The 16,753-nt window shown below is 59.9% G+C and carries 18 protein-coding genes and 2 pseudogenes; 7 read left to right on the top strand and 13 right to left on the bottom strand.

The window, feature by feature from the left end:
• Nucleotide 1: 1 nt before the first annotated feature.
• The 10 genes from AUQ37_RS06605 to AUQ37_RS06645 form a co-directional block, all read right to left on the bottom strand.
• Nucleotides 2-1,384 (bottom strand): V-type ATP synthase subunit B, encoded by a 1,383-nt coding sequence (locus tag AUQ37_RS06605; protein ID WP_058747922.1) that lies wholly within the window; start codon nucleotides 1,382-1,384, stop codon nucleotides 2-4.
• A 2-nt stretch (nucleotides 1,385-1,386) separates the two neighbouring features.
• Nucleotides 1,387-3,117: a V-type ATP synthase subunit A gene (locus tag AUQ37_RS06610; RefSeq protein ID WP_058747923.1), complete on the bottom strand. Its 1,731-nt coding sequence runs from the start codon at nucleotides 3,115-3,117 to the stop codon at nucleotides 1,387-1,389.
• Nucleotides 3,117-3,422, bottom strand: coding sequence for a V-type ATP synthase subunit F (locus tag AUQ37_RS06615; protein ID WP_058747924.1), 306 nt, complete (start codon nucleotides 3,420-3,422; stop codon nucleotides 3,117-3,119). Before AUQ37_RS06615 ends, AUQ37_RS06610 begins: the two co-directional genes overlap by 1 nt.
• A gap of 1 nt (nucleotide 3,423) precedes the next feature.
• On the bottom strand, nucleotides 3,424-4,473 hold the full coding sequence (ahaC, locus tag AUQ37_RS06620) for an ATP synthase A1 subunit C (RefSeq protein ID WP_058747925.1): 1,050 nt from the start codon (nucleotides 4,471-4,473) through the stop codon (nucleotides 3,424-3,426).
• A gap of 4 nt (nucleotides 4,474-4,477) precedes the next feature.
• Nucleotides 4,478-5,035: a V-type ATP synthase subunit E gene (locus AUQ37_RS06625; RefSeq protein ID WP_058747926.1), complete on the bottom strand. Its 558-nt coding sequence runs from the start codon at nucleotides 5,033-5,035 to the stop codon at nucleotides 4,478-4,480.
• 16 nt (nucleotides 5,036-5,051) lie between these two features.
• Nucleotides 5,052-5,294 carry an ATPase gene (locus tag AUQ37_RS06630; protein ID WP_058747927.1) on the bottom strand — a complete coding sequence of 81 codons (243 nt, stop codon included), beginning with the start codon at nucleotides 5,292-5,294 and terminating at the stop codon, nucleotides 5,052-5,054.
• 4 nt (nucleotides 5,295-5,298) lie between these two features.
• Nucleotides 5,299-7,257 (bottom strand): V-type ATP synthase subunit I, encoded by a 1,959-nt coding sequence (locus AUQ37_RS06635; RefSeq protein ID WP_201013827.1) that lies wholly within the window; start codon nucleotides 7,255-7,257, stop codon nucleotides 5,299-5,301.
• A gap of 62 nt (nucleotides 7,258-7,319) precedes the next feature.
• Complete coding sequence (locus AUQ37_RS11355; RefSeq protein ID WP_201013828.1) at nucleotides 7,320-7,484, bottom strand: hypothetical protein; 165 nt, start codon at nucleotides 7,482-7,484, stop codon at nucleotides 7,320-7,322.
• A 4-nt stretch (nucleotides 7,485-7,488) separates the two neighbouring features.
• Nucleotides 7,489-7,650 carry a hypothetical protein gene (locus AUQ37_RS10255; protein ID WP_162262205.1) on the bottom strand — a complete coding sequence of 54 codons (162 nt, stop codon included), beginning with the start codon at nucleotides 7,648-7,650 and terminating at the stop codon, nucleotides 7,489-7,491.
• A gap of 350 nt (nucleotides 7,651-8,000) precedes the next feature.
• The gene (locus tag AUQ37_RS06645; RefSeq protein ID WP_058747929.1) at nucleotides 8,001-8,477 is read right to left on the bottom strand and encodes a dCMP deaminase family protein; all 477 of its coding nucleotides are present in this window, start codon (nucleotides 8,475-8,477) and stop codon (nucleotides 8,001-8,003) included.
• Between the two features lie 59 nt (nucleotides 8,478-8,536).
• Between AUQ37_RS06645 and AUQ37_RS06650 the strand changes: the two genes are divergently transcribed.
• Nucleotides 8,537-9,346, top strand: coding sequence for a hypothetical protein (locus tag AUQ37_RS06650; protein ID WP_058747930.1), 810 nt, complete (start codon nucleotides 8,537-8,539; stop codon nucleotides 9,344-9,346).
• 163 nt (nucleotides 9,347-9,509) lie between these two features.
• Here AUQ37_RS06650 and AUQ37_RS06655 read toward each other — a convergent pair whose 3' ends face one another.
• Nucleotides 9,510-10,760, bottom strand: a complete 1,251-nt coding sequence (locus tag AUQ37_RS06655) for a Cdc6/Cdc18 family protein (RefSeq protein ID WP_058747931.1) — start codon at nucleotides 10,758-10,760, stop codon at nucleotides 9,510-9,512.
• Nucleotides 10,761-10,839: 79 nt separating this feature from the next.
• Nucleotides 10,840-11,106, bottom strand: coding sequence for a hypothetical protein (locus AUQ37_RS10055; RefSeq protein WP_157844334.1), 267 nt, complete (start codon nucleotides 11,104-11,106; stop codon nucleotides 10,840-10,842).
• Between the two features lie 160 nt (nucleotides 11,107-11,266).
• On the opposite strand from AUQ37_RS10055, the gene AUQ37_RS06660 reads away from it, so the two are divergent.
• The 6 genes and pseudogenes from AUQ37_RS06660 (at nucleotide 11,267) to AUQ37_RS06675 (ending at nucleotide 15,553) form a co-directional block, all read left to right on the top strand.
• Nucleotides 11,267-11,572: a hypothetical protein gene (locus AUQ37_RS06660; protein ID WP_058747932.1), complete on the top strand. Its 306-nt coding sequence runs from the start codon at nucleotides 11,267-11,269 to the stop codon at nucleotides 11,570-11,572.
• 32 nt (nucleotides 11,573-11,604) lie between these two features.
• Nucleotides 11,605-12,402, top strand: a pseudogene (locus tag AUQ37_RS13715) (DUF1743 domain-containing protein); the annotation flags it as partial.
• A 63-nt stretch (nucleotides 12,403-12,465) separates the two neighbouring features.
• Nucleotides 12,466-12,945: an OB-fold nucleic acid binding domain-containing protein gene (locus tag AUQ37_RS13720; protein WP_394325624.1), complete on the top strand. Its 480-nt coding sequence runs from the start codon at nucleotides 12,466-12,468 to the stop codon at nucleotides 12,943-12,945.
• Nucleotides 12,946-13,007: 62 nt separating this feature from the next.
• A pseudogene (locus AUQ37_RS06670) lies at nucleotides 13,008-14,185 on the top strand (thiolase family protein).
• Nucleotides 14,186-14,327: 142 nt separating this feature from the next.
• Nucleotides 14,328-14,465, top strand: a complete 138-nt coding sequence (locus AUQ37_RS11365; protein WP_201013831.1) for a hypothetical protein — start codon at nucleotides 14,328-14,330, stop codon at nucleotides 14,463-14,465.
• Nucleotides 14,465-15,553: a M20 family metallo-hydrolase gene (locus tag AUQ37_RS06675; RefSeq protein ID WP_201013832.1), complete on the top strand. Its 1,089-nt coding sequence runs from the start codon at nucleotides 14,465-14,467 to the stop codon at nucleotides 15,551-15,553. The genes AUQ37_RS11365 and AUQ37_RS06675 overlap by 1 nt, the downstream gene beginning before the upstream one ends.
• A gap of 44 nt (nucleotides 15,554-15,597) precedes the next feature.
• Here AUQ37_RS06675 and ftsY read toward each other — a convergent pair whose 3' ends face one another.
• On the bottom strand, nucleotides 15,598-16,749 hold the full coding sequence (ftsY, locus tag AUQ37_RS06680; RefSeq protein ID WP_058747933.1) for a signal recognition particle-docking protein FtsY: 1,152 nt from the start codon (nucleotides 16,747-16,749) through the stop codon (nucleotides 15,598-15,600).
• Between the last annotated feature and the right edge of the window lie 4 nt (nucleotides 16,750-16,753).

Consider the following 16,753-nt stretch of genomic DNA (forward strand, 5'->3'; position numbering starts at 1 on the left):
CTCATTCCTTCTTGGGGAGGTACTTCTGGATGTACTTCTTGTCGATCCTGGTGAGCTGGTCGATGTCGAGCTCCTTCAGGATGTCCCAGGCGATGTCGAGGGTCGTCTCGATGGAGCGGTCCTCGTCGATGCCCTGGCGGACGATGCGGTCCTCGAAGATGTCGGCGAAGTCGAGGAGCTTCCTGTCCTTAGCGTTCAGGGAGTCCTTTCCGACGATGGCGACAAGCCCGCGGAGGTCCTTACCCTCGGCGTAGGAGGCGTACAGCTGGTCCGAGACGGCCTTGTGGTCGTCGCGGGTCTTGCCGGCTCCGATACCGTTGTTCATCAGCCTCGACAGGGAGCTGCTGACGTTCACGGGCGGGTAGATACCGGCCCTGTACAGGTCCATCGACAGCACGATCTGGCCCTCGGTGATGTAACCGGAGAGGTCGGGGATCGGGTGGGTGATATCGGACCCGGGCATGGTCAGGATGGGGATCTGGGTGATGGAACCCTTCTTCCCTTTGATCTTACCTGCACGCTCGTAGAGCTGAGCGAGGTCGGTGTACATGTAACCGGGGTAGCCACGCCTTCCGGGGACTTCCTCACGGGCGGCTCCGACCTGACGGAGCGCCTCGCAGTAGTTCGTGATGTCGGTCATGATGACCAGCACCTGCATCCCGAGGTCGAACGCCATGTACTCCGCGGTGGTGAGTCCCAGACGCGGGGTGGCGATACGCTCGACGGCGGGGTCGTCGGCGAGGTTCAGGAAGACGACGGCGTTCTTCAGGGCGCCGGTCCTCTCGAACTCGTTCATGAACTTCTGCTTCTCCTCGTTGGTGATACCCAGAGCGATGAACACGACAGCGAACTCCTCGTTCTCGCCGCGGACCTTGGCCTGCCTGGCGATCTGGAGAGCGATATCGTTGTGGGGAAGACCGGATGCGGAGAAGATAGGGAGCTTCTGACCCCTGACGAGGGTGTTCATCCCGTCGATGGTCGAGATACCGGTCTCGATGAAGTCGGCGGGGGAGTCCCTGGCCCACGGGTTGATAGCTGCTCCGGCGATGTCGAGCTCCTTCTCGGGAACGATCTTGGCGCCGCCGTCCAGCGGGTCTCCGGCTCCGTTCAGGACACGTCCGAGCATGTCCTTGGAGACGGGCATCTTCATGGTCTCGCCCAGGAACCTCACGGATGCGGCCCTGTCGATACCGTCGGTGCCCTCGAAGATCTGAACGACGACCATGTCGTCGGAGGAATCGAGGACCTCTCCTCTCTTGATGGACCCATCGGAGAGCCTGACGGAGACGAGCTCCTTGTAGCCGACGGGCTCGGTGTTCTTCACGAACACGAGGGGGCCGGCGATCTCATCGATGGTCTTGTACTCTTTTGCAACCTCTGCCATGTTCAGGCCTCCAGTTTGGCGAACTGCTCGTCCATGTCCTTGTCGACAGCCACGAGCTCCTCGTCGATCTTCTCTTCGAACTTGGCCTGCTGGAACCTCTGCCTGACGGGGATGTAGATGATCTTGTCCACCGCGACGCCTGCCTTGAGGGCCTTGTCGGCGAGGTCGGAGAACTTCTTGATCATGCTGAGCATCTTGTACTGCCTGGAAAGCGGGCAGTAGCAGTCCACGGGGTGGAAGGAGTTCTGCTGCAGGTAGATCTCACGGATCATCTTGGCGATCTCGAGGGTGATCTTCTGTTCATCGGGCAGGGAGTCGGAACCGACCATCTGCACGATCTCCTGAAGCTCGGCCTCTTTCTGCAGGACCTTCATGGCCCACTGCTTGAGGGCGGGGAAGTCATCGCCGACGTTCTTCTGGAACCAGGGCGCCAGCTGGGCGTCGTACATGGAGTACGAGGTCAGCCAGTTGATGGTCGGGAAGTGACGCCTCTCCCTGAGCTTGGTGTCGAGCGCCCAGAAGACGCGGACGATACGCAGGGTGTTCTGGGTAACAGGCTCGGAAAGGTCTCCTCCGGGAGGGGAGACGGCTCCGATGACGGAGATGGACCCGTCGTCGCCGCAGAGGGCCTTGGCGCGGCAGGCACGCTCGTAGAACTCGGAGAGCCTTCCGGAAAGGTACGCAGGGTATCCTTCCTCGCCGGGCATCTCCTCGAGCCTGGACGAGATCTCACGCATGGCCTCGGCCCACCTGGAGGTGGAGTCGGCCATGAGCGCGACATTATATCCCATGTCCCTGAAGTACTCAGCGATGGTCATGCCGGTGTAGACGGACGCCTCACGGGCGGCGACAGGCATGTTCGAGGTGTTCGCGATCAGGATGGTCCTCTTCATGAGGGACTCGCCGGTCCTCGGATCCTTCAGGTTCGGGAACTCGGTGAGAACCTCGGTCATCTCGTTCCCGCGCTCTCCGCATCCGATGTAGACGACGATGTCCGCATCGGAGTACTTCGCGAGAGACTGCTGGGTGACGGTCTTCCCGGTACCGAACGCACCGGGGATGGCCGCCGCTCCTCCCTTCGCGAGGGGGAACAGGGTGTCGAGCACGCGGAGCCCGGTGATCAGGGGAACATCGGGGTTGTACTTCTCCGCGACAGGCCTGGCGGAACGGACGGGCCATTTCTGCATCATGGGGTAGCTGACGCCGTCGACGGTAACGACGGGCTCCTCCACGGTGAAGGACCCGGCCTCGATCTTCTCGACCTTCCCCTTCTTAGCGTTGGGGGGGAGCATGATCTTGTGCAGTATGGGGCCTTCCTGGACGGTTCCGACGACGCTGCCGGCTCCGACCTCGTCTCCGACCGCGACGGTAGGAGTGAAGTCCCATTTGGTCTCTCTGTTGAGTCCAGGTGCGGTCGCTCCGCGGCCGATGAAGTCGCCGGTCATCTCACGGAGGACGGGCAGGGGCCTCTGGATTCCGTCGTAAACGGAGGTCAGAAGCCCGGGTCCGAGCTCGACTGCCAGGGGCAGGCCGGTGTTGGTGACGGGCTCACCGGGTTTGACTCCGGTGGTGTCTTCGTAAACCTGGATGATTGAACGGTCGCCGACGATCTTGATGACCTCTCCCATCAGCTGCTCGTTCCCGACATGCACGACATCGTGCATTTTGGGGGAGATGCCGGTGGCGGTCACGACAGGACCAGCGACCCTGTAAATTACACCCTCAGTGCTCATCATTCATCCTCTGTCTTGTATAGATCAACGCCAATGACTCTCTTAACCTTCTCGCGAAGGTCGCTCTGGTCCCCGCCGACGGGGACGACGACCGGCTTGATCGAGTCAAGCACTTTCGTCCTGTAGGCGTTGGGTAGGTACTGCAGGTCGTTCGCGTTCACCGCGAGGATTCCGACATTGGCATCGGACATCGCTTCCTGCATTTTCTCCTGATAGTTTTCCTTGCCGGCGACGTACACCAGCCTGACCCCCGCAAGGCGGAAGCCCAGGGTGAACTCGTCGCTGCCGATAACCGCGATCTCCATCTCAGATCACCAGCAGTCCTTTCATGGTCTCCCTGTCGAGCCCGGAATCGGTCCCGTGGGCGATCATCCTGATGTTCCTGACCTCGTTCTCCTTGTGGATCATGTAGTCCACGACCGGGATGACGGACAGGGGGTACATGTGGCCGACCTTGTTGGCGAGCTTGGCCTTGTAGCGGGCCATGGCCGCGACGACGTCCAGGATGCTGGAGTCGTCCGACAGCTCGTCCTTGATGTCCGCGTACATCCTGAGGTTCTGCATCTCGTTCAGCGCCGATTTCACATCGGGCGCGGCGGCGATCTGCGCCATGACCTTCTCGTCGATCTCCGCGCCGCCGGGGATCCAGAACTGGGCCACGGTGTCGCCGGATATGCGGTCGGCCTTGAACTTCATGACGGTCTCGACGTTCTTGATGTCGATGCAGTCCTTGATGTAGGTGCGGAAGATGTCGGTGGGGCGGTCCTGCTTCGAGATCGAAGCAAGCAGCTTCCTGTAGTAGCTCTTCACCATCGCGTCCTCGATGGGCTGGAGGTTGTTGTTCTCCTTGAGGGCCGTGACAGCATCGTCAGGGACGGTGATGTTGGTCTTCTTGGCGAACTGGGCCAGCGCATCTTCCGGCGTGTTGGCTGCGATGAGCTTCTCCAGGTCCTCGGCGGAGAGGTTCCCCGCGGGGACCATGTCCTCGCGGATCTGGTCGGCCGAGAGGCCGTACTTCTTCCCGCGGAGGATGGATTTGAAGTTCTCGAAGTCCCACTTCGCCAAGTAGGCATCGACCATGTTGCTGAGCTCGCCGGTGGACGACTTCAGGATGCTGCGGAAGGCCTTCGACATGTTGGCGTAAGTCGCGTACTCGAGCAGGGTGAGGCCGCTGTAGCGGCCCGCGTAATCGGCCATCTCCTTGGAGTAGCCGGCCTCGGAGATGTACTGGGACATCTCCGGGACGGACATCATCAGGAGCTTGTTGTAGTCCTCCTCCTTGAGGAGCTTGGACTTCTTGGCCTTGACCCTTGCCGAGGTGTACGAGAAGTTGCCTTTGCCGCTGCGTGCGAACATCGTATCACCCGAACAGGATGTCCGAGATCTTCTTCAGGTTCTTGTCCCAGATGCCCTGGAGGATGACGCGGTACTGCATGTCGGCCTCGAAGGACCCGTCCTCGCTCCTGAGGATGAGCCCCGAAGCGACGAGCGCGTCGGTCTCGACCGATCTGACGCCGAGCTCCGTCGCGGTGAAGTCCTCCTTGGGGGACATGACCGCGATGGGGTCGGGGATGACGGTCTTGGCGGAAGCGACCATCGCCTTGTAGTCGGCGAGCCTCTTCGACCTGGGGGCGTTCTCGAGCTCCGCAAGCGCGGAGTCGAAAGCCTGGCCGAGGACCTCCTTCTGCTTGGCGAGGACGATCTTCTTGCTCTCCAGCTCGGCGCTGGAGCGCTCCTGGCGGCCGAGCATCTCCTTGGCCGCGGCGACCTTCTTCTCCTGGGCCTCTTTCATCTTGGCGATCTGGGCGTCCGTCTGCTCCTTGATGGCGGCTATCTCCTTCGCCTGATCCTCGCGGATCTTGGCGACGGAGGCCTCGGCGGATGCCTGGATCTCCTTCGTCACGCTGTCTAGCGCCATCTGCAGGCCTCTAGACTCACAGGACGAACATTGCCATGACGGCGACGACGAGACCGAAGATGACGATAGTCTCAGGCAGGACGGTGAAGATCATTGCCCTTCCGAAGAGGGAGGCGTCCTCGGTGATCGCACCGACTGCCGCGGCACCGATGTCTTTCTCACCGAGACCGGTTCCGATTCCGGCGAGTCCGACCGCAAGGCCGGCTCCGATAGCGATAAGTCCTGCTCCGTTGTCCGAAACTCCATCAACAATTGCCATTTATTCAAATCTCCTTGGTGTTGAGTTTAATCTGTTTGCCGAAATAGGTTTTGACACGCTTCTCGGAGAGAGGCGCGAACTTCTTCCCTCCTCCGTCGAAGAACCTCATCATGAGCTCGACGTACTGCAGCCTTAGGGCGTGCAGACCTGCCGAGAGGATTCCGAGGGTCCAGACAACGAGGTGCAGGAAGCCGAACATGAGTATCGCGATGATGAGGAACGCGATGTTGGCAGTCCAATCGAGTCCGGCGATGTTGTACGTGACGCCGTCCAAGACCTGCTGCCCCATAACGTCCCCCTTGGGGATAATCATGAGGAAGATGATGTAGTTGAATGCCAGGGCCATACCTGCCTTCGACATGGCGATAGCCGCCAGACGGGTGTAGGAAAGGATCTGACCGATAAGCTCGGGAACTGCCATGACTGCGGTCATGGCGCCCTCCGCCTTCGTGTTGATCACAAGGCCGACGATCAGCAGCACTATGCCGATGACCAGAGTGTACATGGCGATGCCTTCCGTCAGGGAAGCATCGTTGAACATGTAGTCGGTGAGGGCATAGCACAGGAAGATCATTCCGAAGAACATCATTATGAGGCCGCCCTTGTGTATGAAGGCGGTCTTGCCTCCGTGCTGCATGCTGATGTTGTAGTACCCGGTCATGTGCCCGATGAACAGGTGGACGATACCGATGTACACAGACATCTTCAGCAGGAAGCCGACGTCCTCGAGCTTGGAAACTCCTTCTCCGGTGAACATCGCGTGAGCGTGGCCCACATTGGGCAGCATGTCGTAGAACCACTCGGGGAAATGCACTCCGAGAATCCAGTCCCAGGTGATGTTCGTTCCTCTGCTGCCGGCCTCGTCGGTCAGCGCGGCGCTGTCCTCGTACCAATACCACTGGCCGTCGGAGTATCCTCCGCCGATGAAATGCATACCCAGCATCTCGCCGTAGTAGAAGGTTCCGAAGATAGCTCCCCAGATTCCTCCGAAGAACAGGACGAGCCCGATGGACCTCCAGTCCTTGTTCTTTGCGTATTTGAGGCCGTAGGCCCCGATGATTATGAACGGGATCGAGTAGCCGAGGTCTCCGATCATGTAGCCGAAGAACAGGGGCAGGAAGATGGCGATCAGGACGGTCGGGTCGACCTCCTGGTACTTGGGCACGTCGACCATGGAGGTCGCATACTCGAACTCGCTGACTATGGCTCCGTTGTTCTGCTTGGTCGGGACCTTCTGGAAGCGGGGTTCCGCTTTCTCGGTCTCATCCAGGGACCTTCCGCGGGTCTCCTGGAACTCCACATAGATGTCATCCCCGAGCTTCTGCTCGAGGTCGGCCTTGACAGAATCCACCTTCTTGGTGGGGACCCAGGCATCCATGACGTAGGCGTATTTGCTCACCGCGATCCTGAGAGGGACGGACCCTTTCTCGACCTCGATGGACAGTTCTTCGTCGCTTCCTTTGAGGAACGACATGTATTTCGATTTGAGGGCTTCGAGCTCCTTGCCCGCCTCCTCGACCTTGGCGGTCTTGTCGGCGATCTCGGAGTCGATCTCCGCGACGGCGTCGGCGGGGGAAACCTTCCCGGCCTGAGCAGGGACGGACACTTCCGCGAAACCGAAGGGTGCCAGGGCCTCAGCGGCCTCGGCCTTGCGTCCGGCCTTGAGGAACACCGCCACGACGCCGCCGGTCTTCTTGTCGTAGGACGAGAAGATCTCGGAGTCCGCGATCTCCAGCTTGGCCGGGTTCTCGCTGACGGTCCCGACGACGACATCCAGCGATTTGTAGCCGGAATACTGGTCGAGGGTCAGCGGAAGCCTCTGCAAAATCTCGTAGGTTTTCTTTTTGGCGTTTAATTCAGCGATTGACTGGGTAAGATCATTCCTGGCGTCGACGGTCTTGAGAACCTCGTCTTCGACGCTTTCAACATCCCCGGCGGCGATGCGCTCCTGCACATCCTCCACGGCGATGTTTTCCGTCTTCGTCTTCTTTTTGATCCCGAGCTCTTTCTCCAGGGCTTTGACCTTCAGCAGCCTCTCGGATGCTTGGACGTCCCCTCGATGGGGGTGCCGATGGAGAGCCCGTCGTCGCCGGTGGCATGATCGATAACGTGGAGGGCCTTCTCGTCATAGAACGCGTTGATAGCGTCGGCGAGGCGGGCCTTGGTGCCCACAATCACGATCCTACTCATCGACTCAGGAAGAAGCATTAATCGCACTCTCGAATTCTTTCGCGAGGAAATCATTGACTTCCTTGATCTTATCCTGGGCAGACGCTCCGATGGAATCGGCTTCGGCGCGGCCTTTGGCGAGCACCTCGGCTTTCTCCTTATCAAGGGCAGCCTGCTCCTCCGCCATCGCGGACTCATAGGCAGAGGACTCTGCAGAGTTCTCGGCCTGGATCCTTGCGACGGAATCCCTGCGGGCCTGAGCCACAGCGGCTTTTTTCTCAGATTCGGCCTTGGCGACCGTCTCATCCGCTCTGGACTCAGCCTCCTTTATTTCCGAAAGTATGTCAGTTCGGCTCAAATTACACTCCCCGACTTATTCGTGGGGTGACGTAACCGACTGAAAATATATAAGACAGCGGGTTGGATTCGTTATTATAAAGGAAAAACACCGCCTGGCTGGCATTATCGGGCCTGTACCGGTCAGTGAAAATGTTTTTAAATGATAAGCAGGAGGGAACGCCCTCCCGGCAGTGATCTTCAGGCTTTCTTGGACAAGGTCTCGATCTCGTCGCCCTCGACATGGCGGATCTTCATCTGGGTCTCTGAGAGTATCTCCTTCGACAGGTCGTCCATGTACCCTTCGTCGTACACGATCTCGGCGATGCCGGCGTTAACGAGTATCTTGGCGCAGAGGGAGCAGGGGAAGGTGGTCGTGTAGATGGTCGCCCCTTTGACGCTGGTGCCGAAATAGGCCGCCTGGGCGACCGCGTTCTGCTCCGCATGTACGCCGCGGCAGAGCTCGTGGCGGGTACCCGACGGGACGTTCAGCTCGATGCGGAGGCAGCCGGTCTCCTCGCAATGCCTGGCACCTCTGGGGGCGCCGTTGTACCCGGTGGACAGGACGTGCTTGTCCTTCACTATCACGGCCCCGACATGCCTGCGGAGGCAGGTGGAGCGCGTAGCGACTAGTTCGGCCATATCCATGAAATACCTGTCGGGGGAGGGCCTTTCCATGCCCGTACCATGCCCTACGGCGGATAATTAGTTTATCATCCCCTGCGTTAAGGGGTCCGATGAGGAAGAACGCCGTGCTTATCGTCGCGGTGATAGCGATCATCGCCGCCGTGGTCGGGATCAAGGTGGCGGTGGATGAAGCGTCGGGCGTGAGCCCGCCCTTCACCGTTGTCGATTCGCAGTCGATGCAGCATTCCCACGATTCGGAAGTGGGGATAATCGATACCGGGGACATGATACTGCTCAGGGACACTTCCAAGCATGAGCCGGTCACGTACGTCGAGGGATATGCATCTGGCTACAGGATGTTCGGGGAGTACGGGGACGTGATCATCTATGAGAGGACTAACCAGAACCAGGTCATCCATCGTGCGATCCTCTACCTGGAATCTAACGGCGACGGCACATTCTCCGGAAGGGGGCTGGAATATTACACGGATGCAGACGGGAATCCTCTGTGGTACTGCGACGGCAGCACCGATTCGTCGAAACTGTCCGGCATACTGTCCCTGTACGACGTCGGGTACGGCGGGAAGACCGCAGAGATCAACCTCTCGAGACTCTCGGGCAGCGGATATCTCACCATGGGGGACAATGCCGATACGAACACGAACTTCGATCAGGCCTTGGGGATCGTCTCCGGCCTGGTGACGGAAGACTCCATAAAGGCAACCGCATGGATGGAGCTCCCTTGGGCCGGGTCCGTGAAGCTGATCATGAACGGCAACGACAGCGCGCTGAACTCCTGGGCCCCCAGCAGCATCTGGTACCTGATCTCGGCCGTGACGACCGTTTTCCTGTCTGTCATCGGCGTCGGTTTCGCCCTCGATACGCTGCATCTGAGGAAGGCCGTGAAAGGCGGGCACTGATGCCGGGCGGCGGCACCCCCACCCCATCATTTCCACTGGAACTCGCAGGAACGATATGCTGGGAAAACGGGACCTAGCACCCATACCCCCACCCCTTCATTTCCACTGGAAACTGAAAAAGGATATGGGGGTGGAAAAAGGTTTTGAGAACTCCGAGAACCGATCAGGAATCGACGTTGAACTGCGTCTGCTTCCCTTTCCTGAAGGCATTGAAATTGGTGTTATTGAAGATCTCGTCCCTCTCGAGGATGTCCACGATGTTCTCGGAGACCTTCTCGATCTCCTTGGTCCTGCCCTGACGGCCGAACGATTTGACCCTGGCGGTTATGATGCCGAGCATATCGAGCTCTGAGATGAAATTGGCGACCATCCTCTGGGTCAGCACGTTGTATCCCATGGCGGAGCTGATCTTGACATAGGTCGAGTAGACGTTCCCGGTGGTGACGCTGCCGCTATCTGATCCGGATTCTGTCTTGATGATGCTCATCAGGACCAATTTCGACTGCTCGGTGAGGTTCTTGACCACTTCATAGACAGCATCGAGCTCGAGCTTCTGCCTTGCGTAATCGACATGGGCGGTGGTCACCTTGAGATCGTCGTTCCTCTCGGCGGCATCGGCGGAGACACGGAGGACGTCGAGGGCCTTCCTCGCATCTCCCGAGGCCTGCGCGGCGATGGCGGCGCAGTAAGGTATGACGGCCTCGTCGAGCGCGTCAGGATAGAAAGCGTATTTCGCCCTGTCGCGGAGGATATCGATGAGCTGCTCCGGAGTGTAGGGGGGGAAGACGATCTTCTCCTCTCCGAGCCTGCTGCGGATCTTCGGAGTTAGCATCTTCTCGGCGAACATCGAGTTGTTGGTGATGCCGATGATCGATACCCTCGATTTCTTCAGCATCTCGTTGATCGTCGTCAGGTAGTAGAAGATGTCGTCGCCGTTCTTCCTGAACGACATATCGATCTCGTCGAGGACGATGAGGAAGATCTTGTCCTCTTCGTCGATGTAGACGGAGAGCTCGTTGAATATCTTCTCGAGCGACCATCCGGTGAACGGGATCTTCCTGTTCGGGTCGGTGATGATCTGGTTGGCGATGTTGTAGAGTATGGAGTAGGGAGTGTCGACGACTTCGCAGTTGACATAGATGCTCCTGCAGTTGTTCCCCTTGTCCGCTTTCTCCAGTTCTTTGCCGATATATTTCACGACCGCAGTTTTCCCGGTCCCGGTCTGGCCGATGATGAGGATGTTCGAAGGTTTGTTCCTGCCGAGCGAAGGTGCGATGATGTCGACGATCTCTCCGATCTCATTATCCCTGTGGAGAAGCTGGTCCGGAAGATACTCTTTGTCGAGGATCTTCCTGTCCTTGATCAGCCTGTTCTTCTTCTCAAGATACTTTTTGAAAAGCGAATCTGCCGTCACTCGAAAATCCACCCTTTCCCGTGGAACCCTTTACTTCGGGTCGAAGATATAAGGATTGTTTTTCCCAACCGCCGGCAGGTTATTTTCGCCGTTCCTTCAGATGAACGATTTTATAATGGGAAGGGTATAATCGCCCGTCTGACAGGAGACTTCCAAAATGAAAGGCTACCTCACCATCGTCGGCTGCATCGCGGCCGTCTGCGTCGCCATCGTCTGCTTCTGGGCGATCGGCGAGTTCATGTGAAACAATTTCATCTGACGCGCGGCCGTACGCCGGCGTCCTTTCTCTCTTTCGGCTTTTCAGCCGTTCGGCTGACAGCTTTTCATCATCGATCTTCATCATCATCGCTCGGGCAGGCATTCCGCCGCCTGTTTTCGCAGTTCCGCAGAGGCTGTTTTTTCACACCCATATCCTTTTTCAGTTTCCAGTGGAAATGAAGGGGTGGGGGTGTTCCGCTGCATGCAGCATGCTGCTCTCAAGAACCCCTGCCGATTATCTGCTATAGATGAACATCCTGAGGGACAGATATTTCCTGATCTGCGTGGCGGCGGCCTTCATCCTCATTGCATCTTCGTTCTTCTGGGACAGCGGAGAAGGAGAGGGCGGGGTCGCAGGAATAGCCAGGGATGTGAAGGAGACGGAAAACGGGTTCGTCTTCTCCCTCGAGGATGCTTCCGGGGAGGAGACGAGATGCTTTTTCAAAGACCGCCCGGAACCGGGCGCGGCCTACAGGGCCGAAGGGAGCCTGTCGGACGACGGGACGATGCTCTTCGTCAGCTCGCTGGAGCTCCTGCTTCCGGCGCGGGAATGATTTAAACATCCCCTGCCGATAGCGGAGCGATCATGTTCGTAGCTGCGGACGATACCGATTCGATGAGGGGCAACTGCACCACATATCTCGCGACCGAGATCATCCGCGTACTGGTCTACGAAGATGGGCTGGACCTCATCGGCTACCCGAGGCTGGTCCGCCTCAACCCGGCCATCCCTTGGAAGACCCGCGGCAACGGCGCCCTCGTCATGCGTTTCGGGAAAGGGACCGGGAAGTAGACGTTCATCGGGAACATCGAAGGCAGGGAGCTTTATTGCTGTGAGTCCCAGACGGAATGGGAGCCGGACCCTGAGGCCCTCGCCGGACGCATCCGTCCCATAGTGGAGGAATACCACGATCCGGTCGATTCCGATCCGGGGATCGTCATAAGCCGCGTCTGCCCGGACCCGTCCTTCTACCGGCGGGGCGTGACCCGCGTCATGAAGCGCTCCGATATCGAAGCGGAGATAGAGCGCATCGGCGCCGCGAAGATCGAGCTCGGCTGCGGGCGCGGGATCATAGGGTGCGTCTGCGGCATGGCCTGGGTCCCTGAGGACCACACCTACGAGCTCCTGTCGTACCGTCCCCGTTCCAGGTGGGGGACGGAGAGGATCTTCGATCCCTCCACCGTGGCGCGCGCGGAGCATGAGATCCCAACCTCCTTCAACAGCTGGGACGACCGTCTGGCACAGTGCGCAATGGTCCCCGGGACCCCCTGCCCGGTCATGTACGGATTCCGCGGCGACGTGCCGGAGGACCTCATCCGCGGGCATGATATCATCAAGACCGAGCCTCAGAGCAGATGGGTCATATTCGAGAGCAACCAGGGCACGGACGACCATATCATCCGCAGTTTCACGCCGGAGGAGTTCATCCCGAACAGCTCCTACCTCATCCGCGGGACGGTCGTGTCCGAGCAGAGGATCCGCGGCGGCCACACCTTCCTCTCAATCGATACCGAATGCGGGAGGGTGGTCTGTGCGGCCTACGAGCCCTCCGGTCCTTTCCGCTATCTCCTCGACTGGCTCGACCCGGGGGACACCGTGGAGGTCATGGGGGAGCTCAGGGACAGCCCGAGGACCCTGAACCTCGAGAAGGTGCATGTGATCTCCCTCGTGGATGAATGGGAGAAGGTCTCCAACCCCGTATGCCCGAACTGCGGAACCACGATGTCGTCCGCCGGCAGGGGCAAAGGCTACCGCTGCCGCAAATGCGGGGCCCAGGCGGCGCAGGCCGTCATGAGGAGGAAGGCCCGCCCGGTGGTCTCGGGATGGTACGAGCCCCCCACGGAGGCCCGCAGGCATCTTTCCAAGCCCCTCAAGCGCATGGGAGAGGTACAGCCCGTGGAATTCGTCGATTGCCGTAATCACTGAACGGCATCGTTATATACTGATGAATGGGAATCTGCCATCGCTATACACGGAAGGGACATTCCATGGATGAAGCAGTAATCATAAGCGCATGCAGGACCGCAGTCGGAAAGTACGGCAAGACGCTCAGCGGGATCAAAGCGACCGATCTCGGGGCCCATTGCGTGAAAGAGGCCGTCAGGAGGGCCGGTATCGAGGCCTCCGACGTCCAGGAATGCATAATGGGGAACGTCCTGTCCGCAGGTCTGGGACAGAACCCCGCGAGGCAGGCCGCCGTCGCGCCGGGCTCCCTGTGGAGATCGGGTCGTTCACCGTCAACGCCGTCTGCGGATCGGCCCTCAAGGCCGTGATGCTCGCCGCCGATGCCATCAAAGCAGGCGAGTACGAGTGCATCGCGGCAGGCGGCATGGAGAGCATGTCCAATGCCCCGTACCTGCTCACCGGCGCCCGCTGGGGATACAGGATGAACGACCAGACCGTCGTCGACTCGATGGTCCACGACGGGCTCTGGGACATCTTCAACAACCAGCACATGGGATTCACCGGCGAGATCGTCGCCGAGAGGTTCAACGTCACCAGGGAGGATGCCGACCAGCTCTCCGTCGACAGCCACAGGAAGGCCCATGAGGCGCAGGTCTCCGGGAAGTTCGACAAGGAGATCGTCCCCTTCACCATCCACAGCAAGAAAGGGGACATCGTGTTCGACAAGGACGAGGGCATCAGGCCCGACTCCACCCTCGAGTCCCTCGGGAAGCTCAAGCCCGTGTTCAAGAAGGACGGCATCGTGACCGCGGGGAACTCCTCGCAGCTCTCCGACGGCGGGTCCGCCGTCATCGTCGCCTCCAGGAAATGGGCGGAGGAGCACGGTATCAAGCCGATGGCCTCCATCGTCGCCTACGGCGAGAGGGGAGTCCTCCCCGAGAGGATCATGGAGGCCCCCATACCGACGACCCAGTACGTCCTGAAGAAGGCCGGCATGACCATCGACGACATCGGGCTCTTCGAGCACAACGAGGCCTTCGCGTCCGCTTCCTGCGCCGTGAAGAAGACCCTCAACGTGCCGGACGAGATCTTCAACGTCAACGGCGGCGCCGTGGCCCTCGGCCACCCCATCGGGTGCTCCGGGACCAGGGTGCTGACCACCCTGCTCTACGCCATGCAGGACAGGCAGAAGGACACCGGCCTCGCCACCCTCTGCTACGGCGGCGGCAACGCTGTATCCATGATCGTCCGCAGGGAGTGAAACCCGATCGAGCGGGGGCGCGCGGATACGCCCCCGCATGTGCCAGCAGGGCGAGTTTCCATCCATCCGGCCGGGGGTTTCCCTGCTGCGGCGCATCTGAGCACTGCAAATGATTTTACCCCCGGCCGACGATACGCCCGGCATGCAGCTGAGCGAGATCCTGGAGCGCATCGACGCATCGAAGGATGAGATCGCCGATATCATGGTCTCGATGGTGTCCATCCCCTCCATATCCCCCGAGGACGGAGGGGAGGGAGAATCGCGCGCGCCGATTACCTGATGACCCTTCTGAAGGGCTTCGATTCCGTGGAGAGGGTGGACGTCCCCTTCGGCCCGTCCGGCATACCCCGCTCTAATATCCTGGCGAAGAAGAACGGCAGGGTGAAAGGAACCGTCTGGCTCATTGCCCACATCGACACTGTGCCGGCCGGCGACCTGAAAGCATGGGAGACCGACCCGTTCAAAGGGGTCCGCAAGGGGGATCGCGTCTACGGGCGCGGCACCGAGGATAACGGCCAGTCCGTGATCTCGTCCCTTTTCGCCACCAAGTTCATCGAGAAGGGCACTCTCGACGGCCACTCGATAGGGATCGCGTGGGTCGCCGATGAGGAGATGGCCAGCGAATACGGGTGCGTCTGGCTCATCGAACACGGCTACTTCTCGCCCGACGACATCTTCCTGGTCCCGGACTGGGGGAGCCCTAACGGGAGCATGATCGAGGTCAATGAGAAGAACGTCCTCTGGCTAAAGTTCGATGTCATCGGGAAGTCCGTCCACGCGTCCACCCCCCAGAAGGGGGTCAATGCCTTCGCCGCAGGCGCAGAGCTGATACATGAGCTCCGCAGGGATTTCACCGAGAAGTACGGGAAGAGCGACCCGATGTTCATCCCCCCTGTATCCACCTTCGAGCCCACCAAAGCGGACTCGACCGTCCTGAACGTCAACACCATCCCCGGCGTATGGTCGTTCTGCATGGACTGCAGGATGCTCACCGATTTCTCCGCGGACACCGTGAAGGCGGAGGCGGAGAGGGTCGCGGCCGATACGGCCGCCCGCACCGGCGCCGAGATCAGGGTGACCGAGCTCGTGAGGCACGTTTCCGGCGGGGCCTCCTCTACAGAGACCCAGGCGTACAAAGCGCTGTCCGATGCCGTCCTGTCGGTCACGGGAACGAGGCCGAAGGCCGTCGGGGTCGGAGGCGGGACCTGCGCCAACTTCTTCAGGCTCAGGGGGTACAACGCTTATGTTTGGCAGTGCGGCGGCGGGACACTCCACGGGCCAAACGAGTATGTGGAGCTCAGCAACCTCATCACCGATGCCAAAGTGTTCGCGACGCTGTTCTACAGCATCTGCGTGAAGAACTGCTGATCTGCAGAAAAATCCGGCGGCCCTGAGGGGCCGCCCCTGGGGGATCATTCATCCGAGGATTCGAAAAGTCTCCGGAGCATCCAATCGGCATCGAACTTCTCGATGTCGTCATACTCCTGGCCGTCGCAGACGAAGGCGATCGGCTTGCCGATGGTCTTCGCGATGGAAAGCGCTGCGCCGCCTTTGGCATCGGTGTCGATCTTCGTGAGGATGATCGCGTCGACCCCTATGGCCTCATCGAAGACCTTGGCCTGCTCGATCGCGTCATTGCCGGCGAGGGCATCGCCGACGAAGACCTTCAGGTCGGGCTTGGCGATCTTCGCTATCTTCTTCATCTCGGCGATGAGGTTGCTGTTGGTCTGCATCCTTCCGGCCGTGTCGATGAGGACGACGTCCCTCATCTTGGACTTGGCATGCTCGATGGCATCGTAGGCGACGGATGCAGGGTCGGCCTCCTGCTGGGACTTCACTATCTTGACGCCGAGCCGGTCGGCGTGTATCGAGAGCTGCTCGATCGCTCCGGCCCTGAACGTGTCGCAGGCCGCGAGCACGACGCTCTTGCCCTCTTTCTTCAGGCGGTTCGCGATCTTCGCGATGGCGGTGGTCTTCCCGGTACCGTTTATGCCGACGAACATGATGACGGTCGGCTTGCTCTCGGCCTGCTTCTTCTCGAGCCAGGCGTCGAAATCGAACTGGTTGACCTTCAGGACGTCCGACACGGCCTCCCTGACGGCGATCTCCACGACCTGCTCAAGAGAGTACTCTCTGCTGTACTTCTTCCCGGTCAGGTTGTTCCTCACGCCGATGATGATCTCCTGGACGACGTCGTAGGCGACGTCCGACTCGAGGAGGGTGACCTCGAGTTCGTCGAGGATGTCGTCCATCGGGTCGTCCTTGATCTTCTTCGCCAGGAAGGAGTCGCTGAGCATGTCGGAAGCGCGTCCGCTCTTCCTCTCTTTCTTAGAAATGTCGCCGTGCTCTTTGGCCGGTGCCGCAGGAGCCTTGATGTGCTCCTCGCGGGAAGCAGTTTCGGGTGCCGGGGCTGCGGGCGCAGGGGATGCCGGAGGGGCCGGAGCGGTTTCCGGCTTCTCCTCAACGGGCTTCTCGGGCGCGGGTTCCTCGTATACGGTTTCTTCCTTCAGGTCCTTGCCTTTGCTGAAGATGCTCTTGAGCTTGGACTTGAGGGAATCGAACATGATG

Source organism: Candidatus Methanomethylophilus sp. 1R26, from assembly GCF_001481295.1.
In the GTDB taxonomy this organism is placed as follows: domain Archaea; phylum Thermoplasmatota; class Thermoplasmata; order Methanomassiliicoccales; family Methanomethylophilaceae; genus Methanomethylophilus.

Bases quoted from the DNA above. Each gene is read 5' to 3' on its own strand.
- AUQ37_RS11365 (WP_201013831.1), top strand. From the start codon at position 14,328: ATGCAGCTGAGCGAGATCCTGGAGCGCATCGACGCATCGAAGGATGAG.
- AUQ37_RS10055 (WP_157844334.1), bottom strand. From the start codon at position 11,106: ATGATGATGAAGATCGATGATGAAAAGCTGTCAGCCGAACGGCTGAAA.
- AUQ37_RS11355 (WP_201013828.1), bottom strand. From the start codon at position 7,484: ATGAGTAGGATCGTGATTGTGGGCACCAAGGCCCGCCTCGCCGACGCT.
- AUQ37_RS06660 (WP_058747932.1), top strand. From the start codon at position 11,267: ATGAACATCCTGAGGGACAGATATTTCCTGATCTGCGTGGCGGCGGCC.
- AUQ37_RS06675 (WP_201013832.1), top strand. From the start codon at position 14,465: ATGACCCTTCTGAAGGGCTTCGATTCCGTGGAGAGGGTGGACGTCCCC.
- AUQ37_RS06630 (WP_058747927.1), bottom strand. From the start codon at position 5,294: ATGGCAATTGTTGATGGAGTTTCGGACAACGGAGCAGGACTTATCGCT.
- AUQ37_RS06645 (WP_058747929.1), bottom strand. From the start codon at position 8,477: ATGGAAAGGCCCTCCCCCGACAGGTATTTCATGGATATGGCCGAACTA.
- AUQ37_RS06650 (WP_058747930.1), top strand. From the start codon at position 8,537: ATGAGGAAGAACGCCGTGCTTATCGTCGCGGTGATAGCGATCATCGCC.
- AUQ37_RS06605 (WP_058747922.1), bottom strand. From the start codon at position 1,384: ATGGCAGAGGTTGCAAAAGAGTACAAGACCATCGATGAGATCGCCGGC.
- ftsY (WP_058747933.1), bottom strand. From the start codon at position 16,749: ATGTTCGATTCCCTCAAGTCCAAGCTCAAGAGCATCTTCAGCAAAGGC.
- ahaC (WP_058747925.1), bottom strand. From the start codon at position 4,473: ATGTTCGCACGCAGCGGCAAAGGCAACTTCTCGTACACCTCGGCAAGG.
- AUQ37_RS10255 (WP_162262205.1), bottom strand. From the start codon at position 7,650: ATGGCGGAGGAGCAGGCTGCCCTTGATAAGGAGAAAGCCGAGGTGCTC.
- AUQ37_RS06610 (WP_058747923.1), bottom strand. From the start codon at position 3,117: ATGAGCACTGAGGGTGTAATTTACAGGGTCGCTGGTCCTGTCGTGACC.
- AUQ37_RS06625 (WP_058747926.1), bottom strand. From the start codon at position 5,035: ATGGCGCTAGACAGCGTGACGAAGGAGATCCAGGCATCCGCCGAGGCC.
- AUQ37_RS06615 (WP_058747924.1), bottom strand. From the start codon at position 3,422: ATGGAGATCGCGGTTATCGGCAGCGACGAGTTCACCCTGGGCTTCCGC.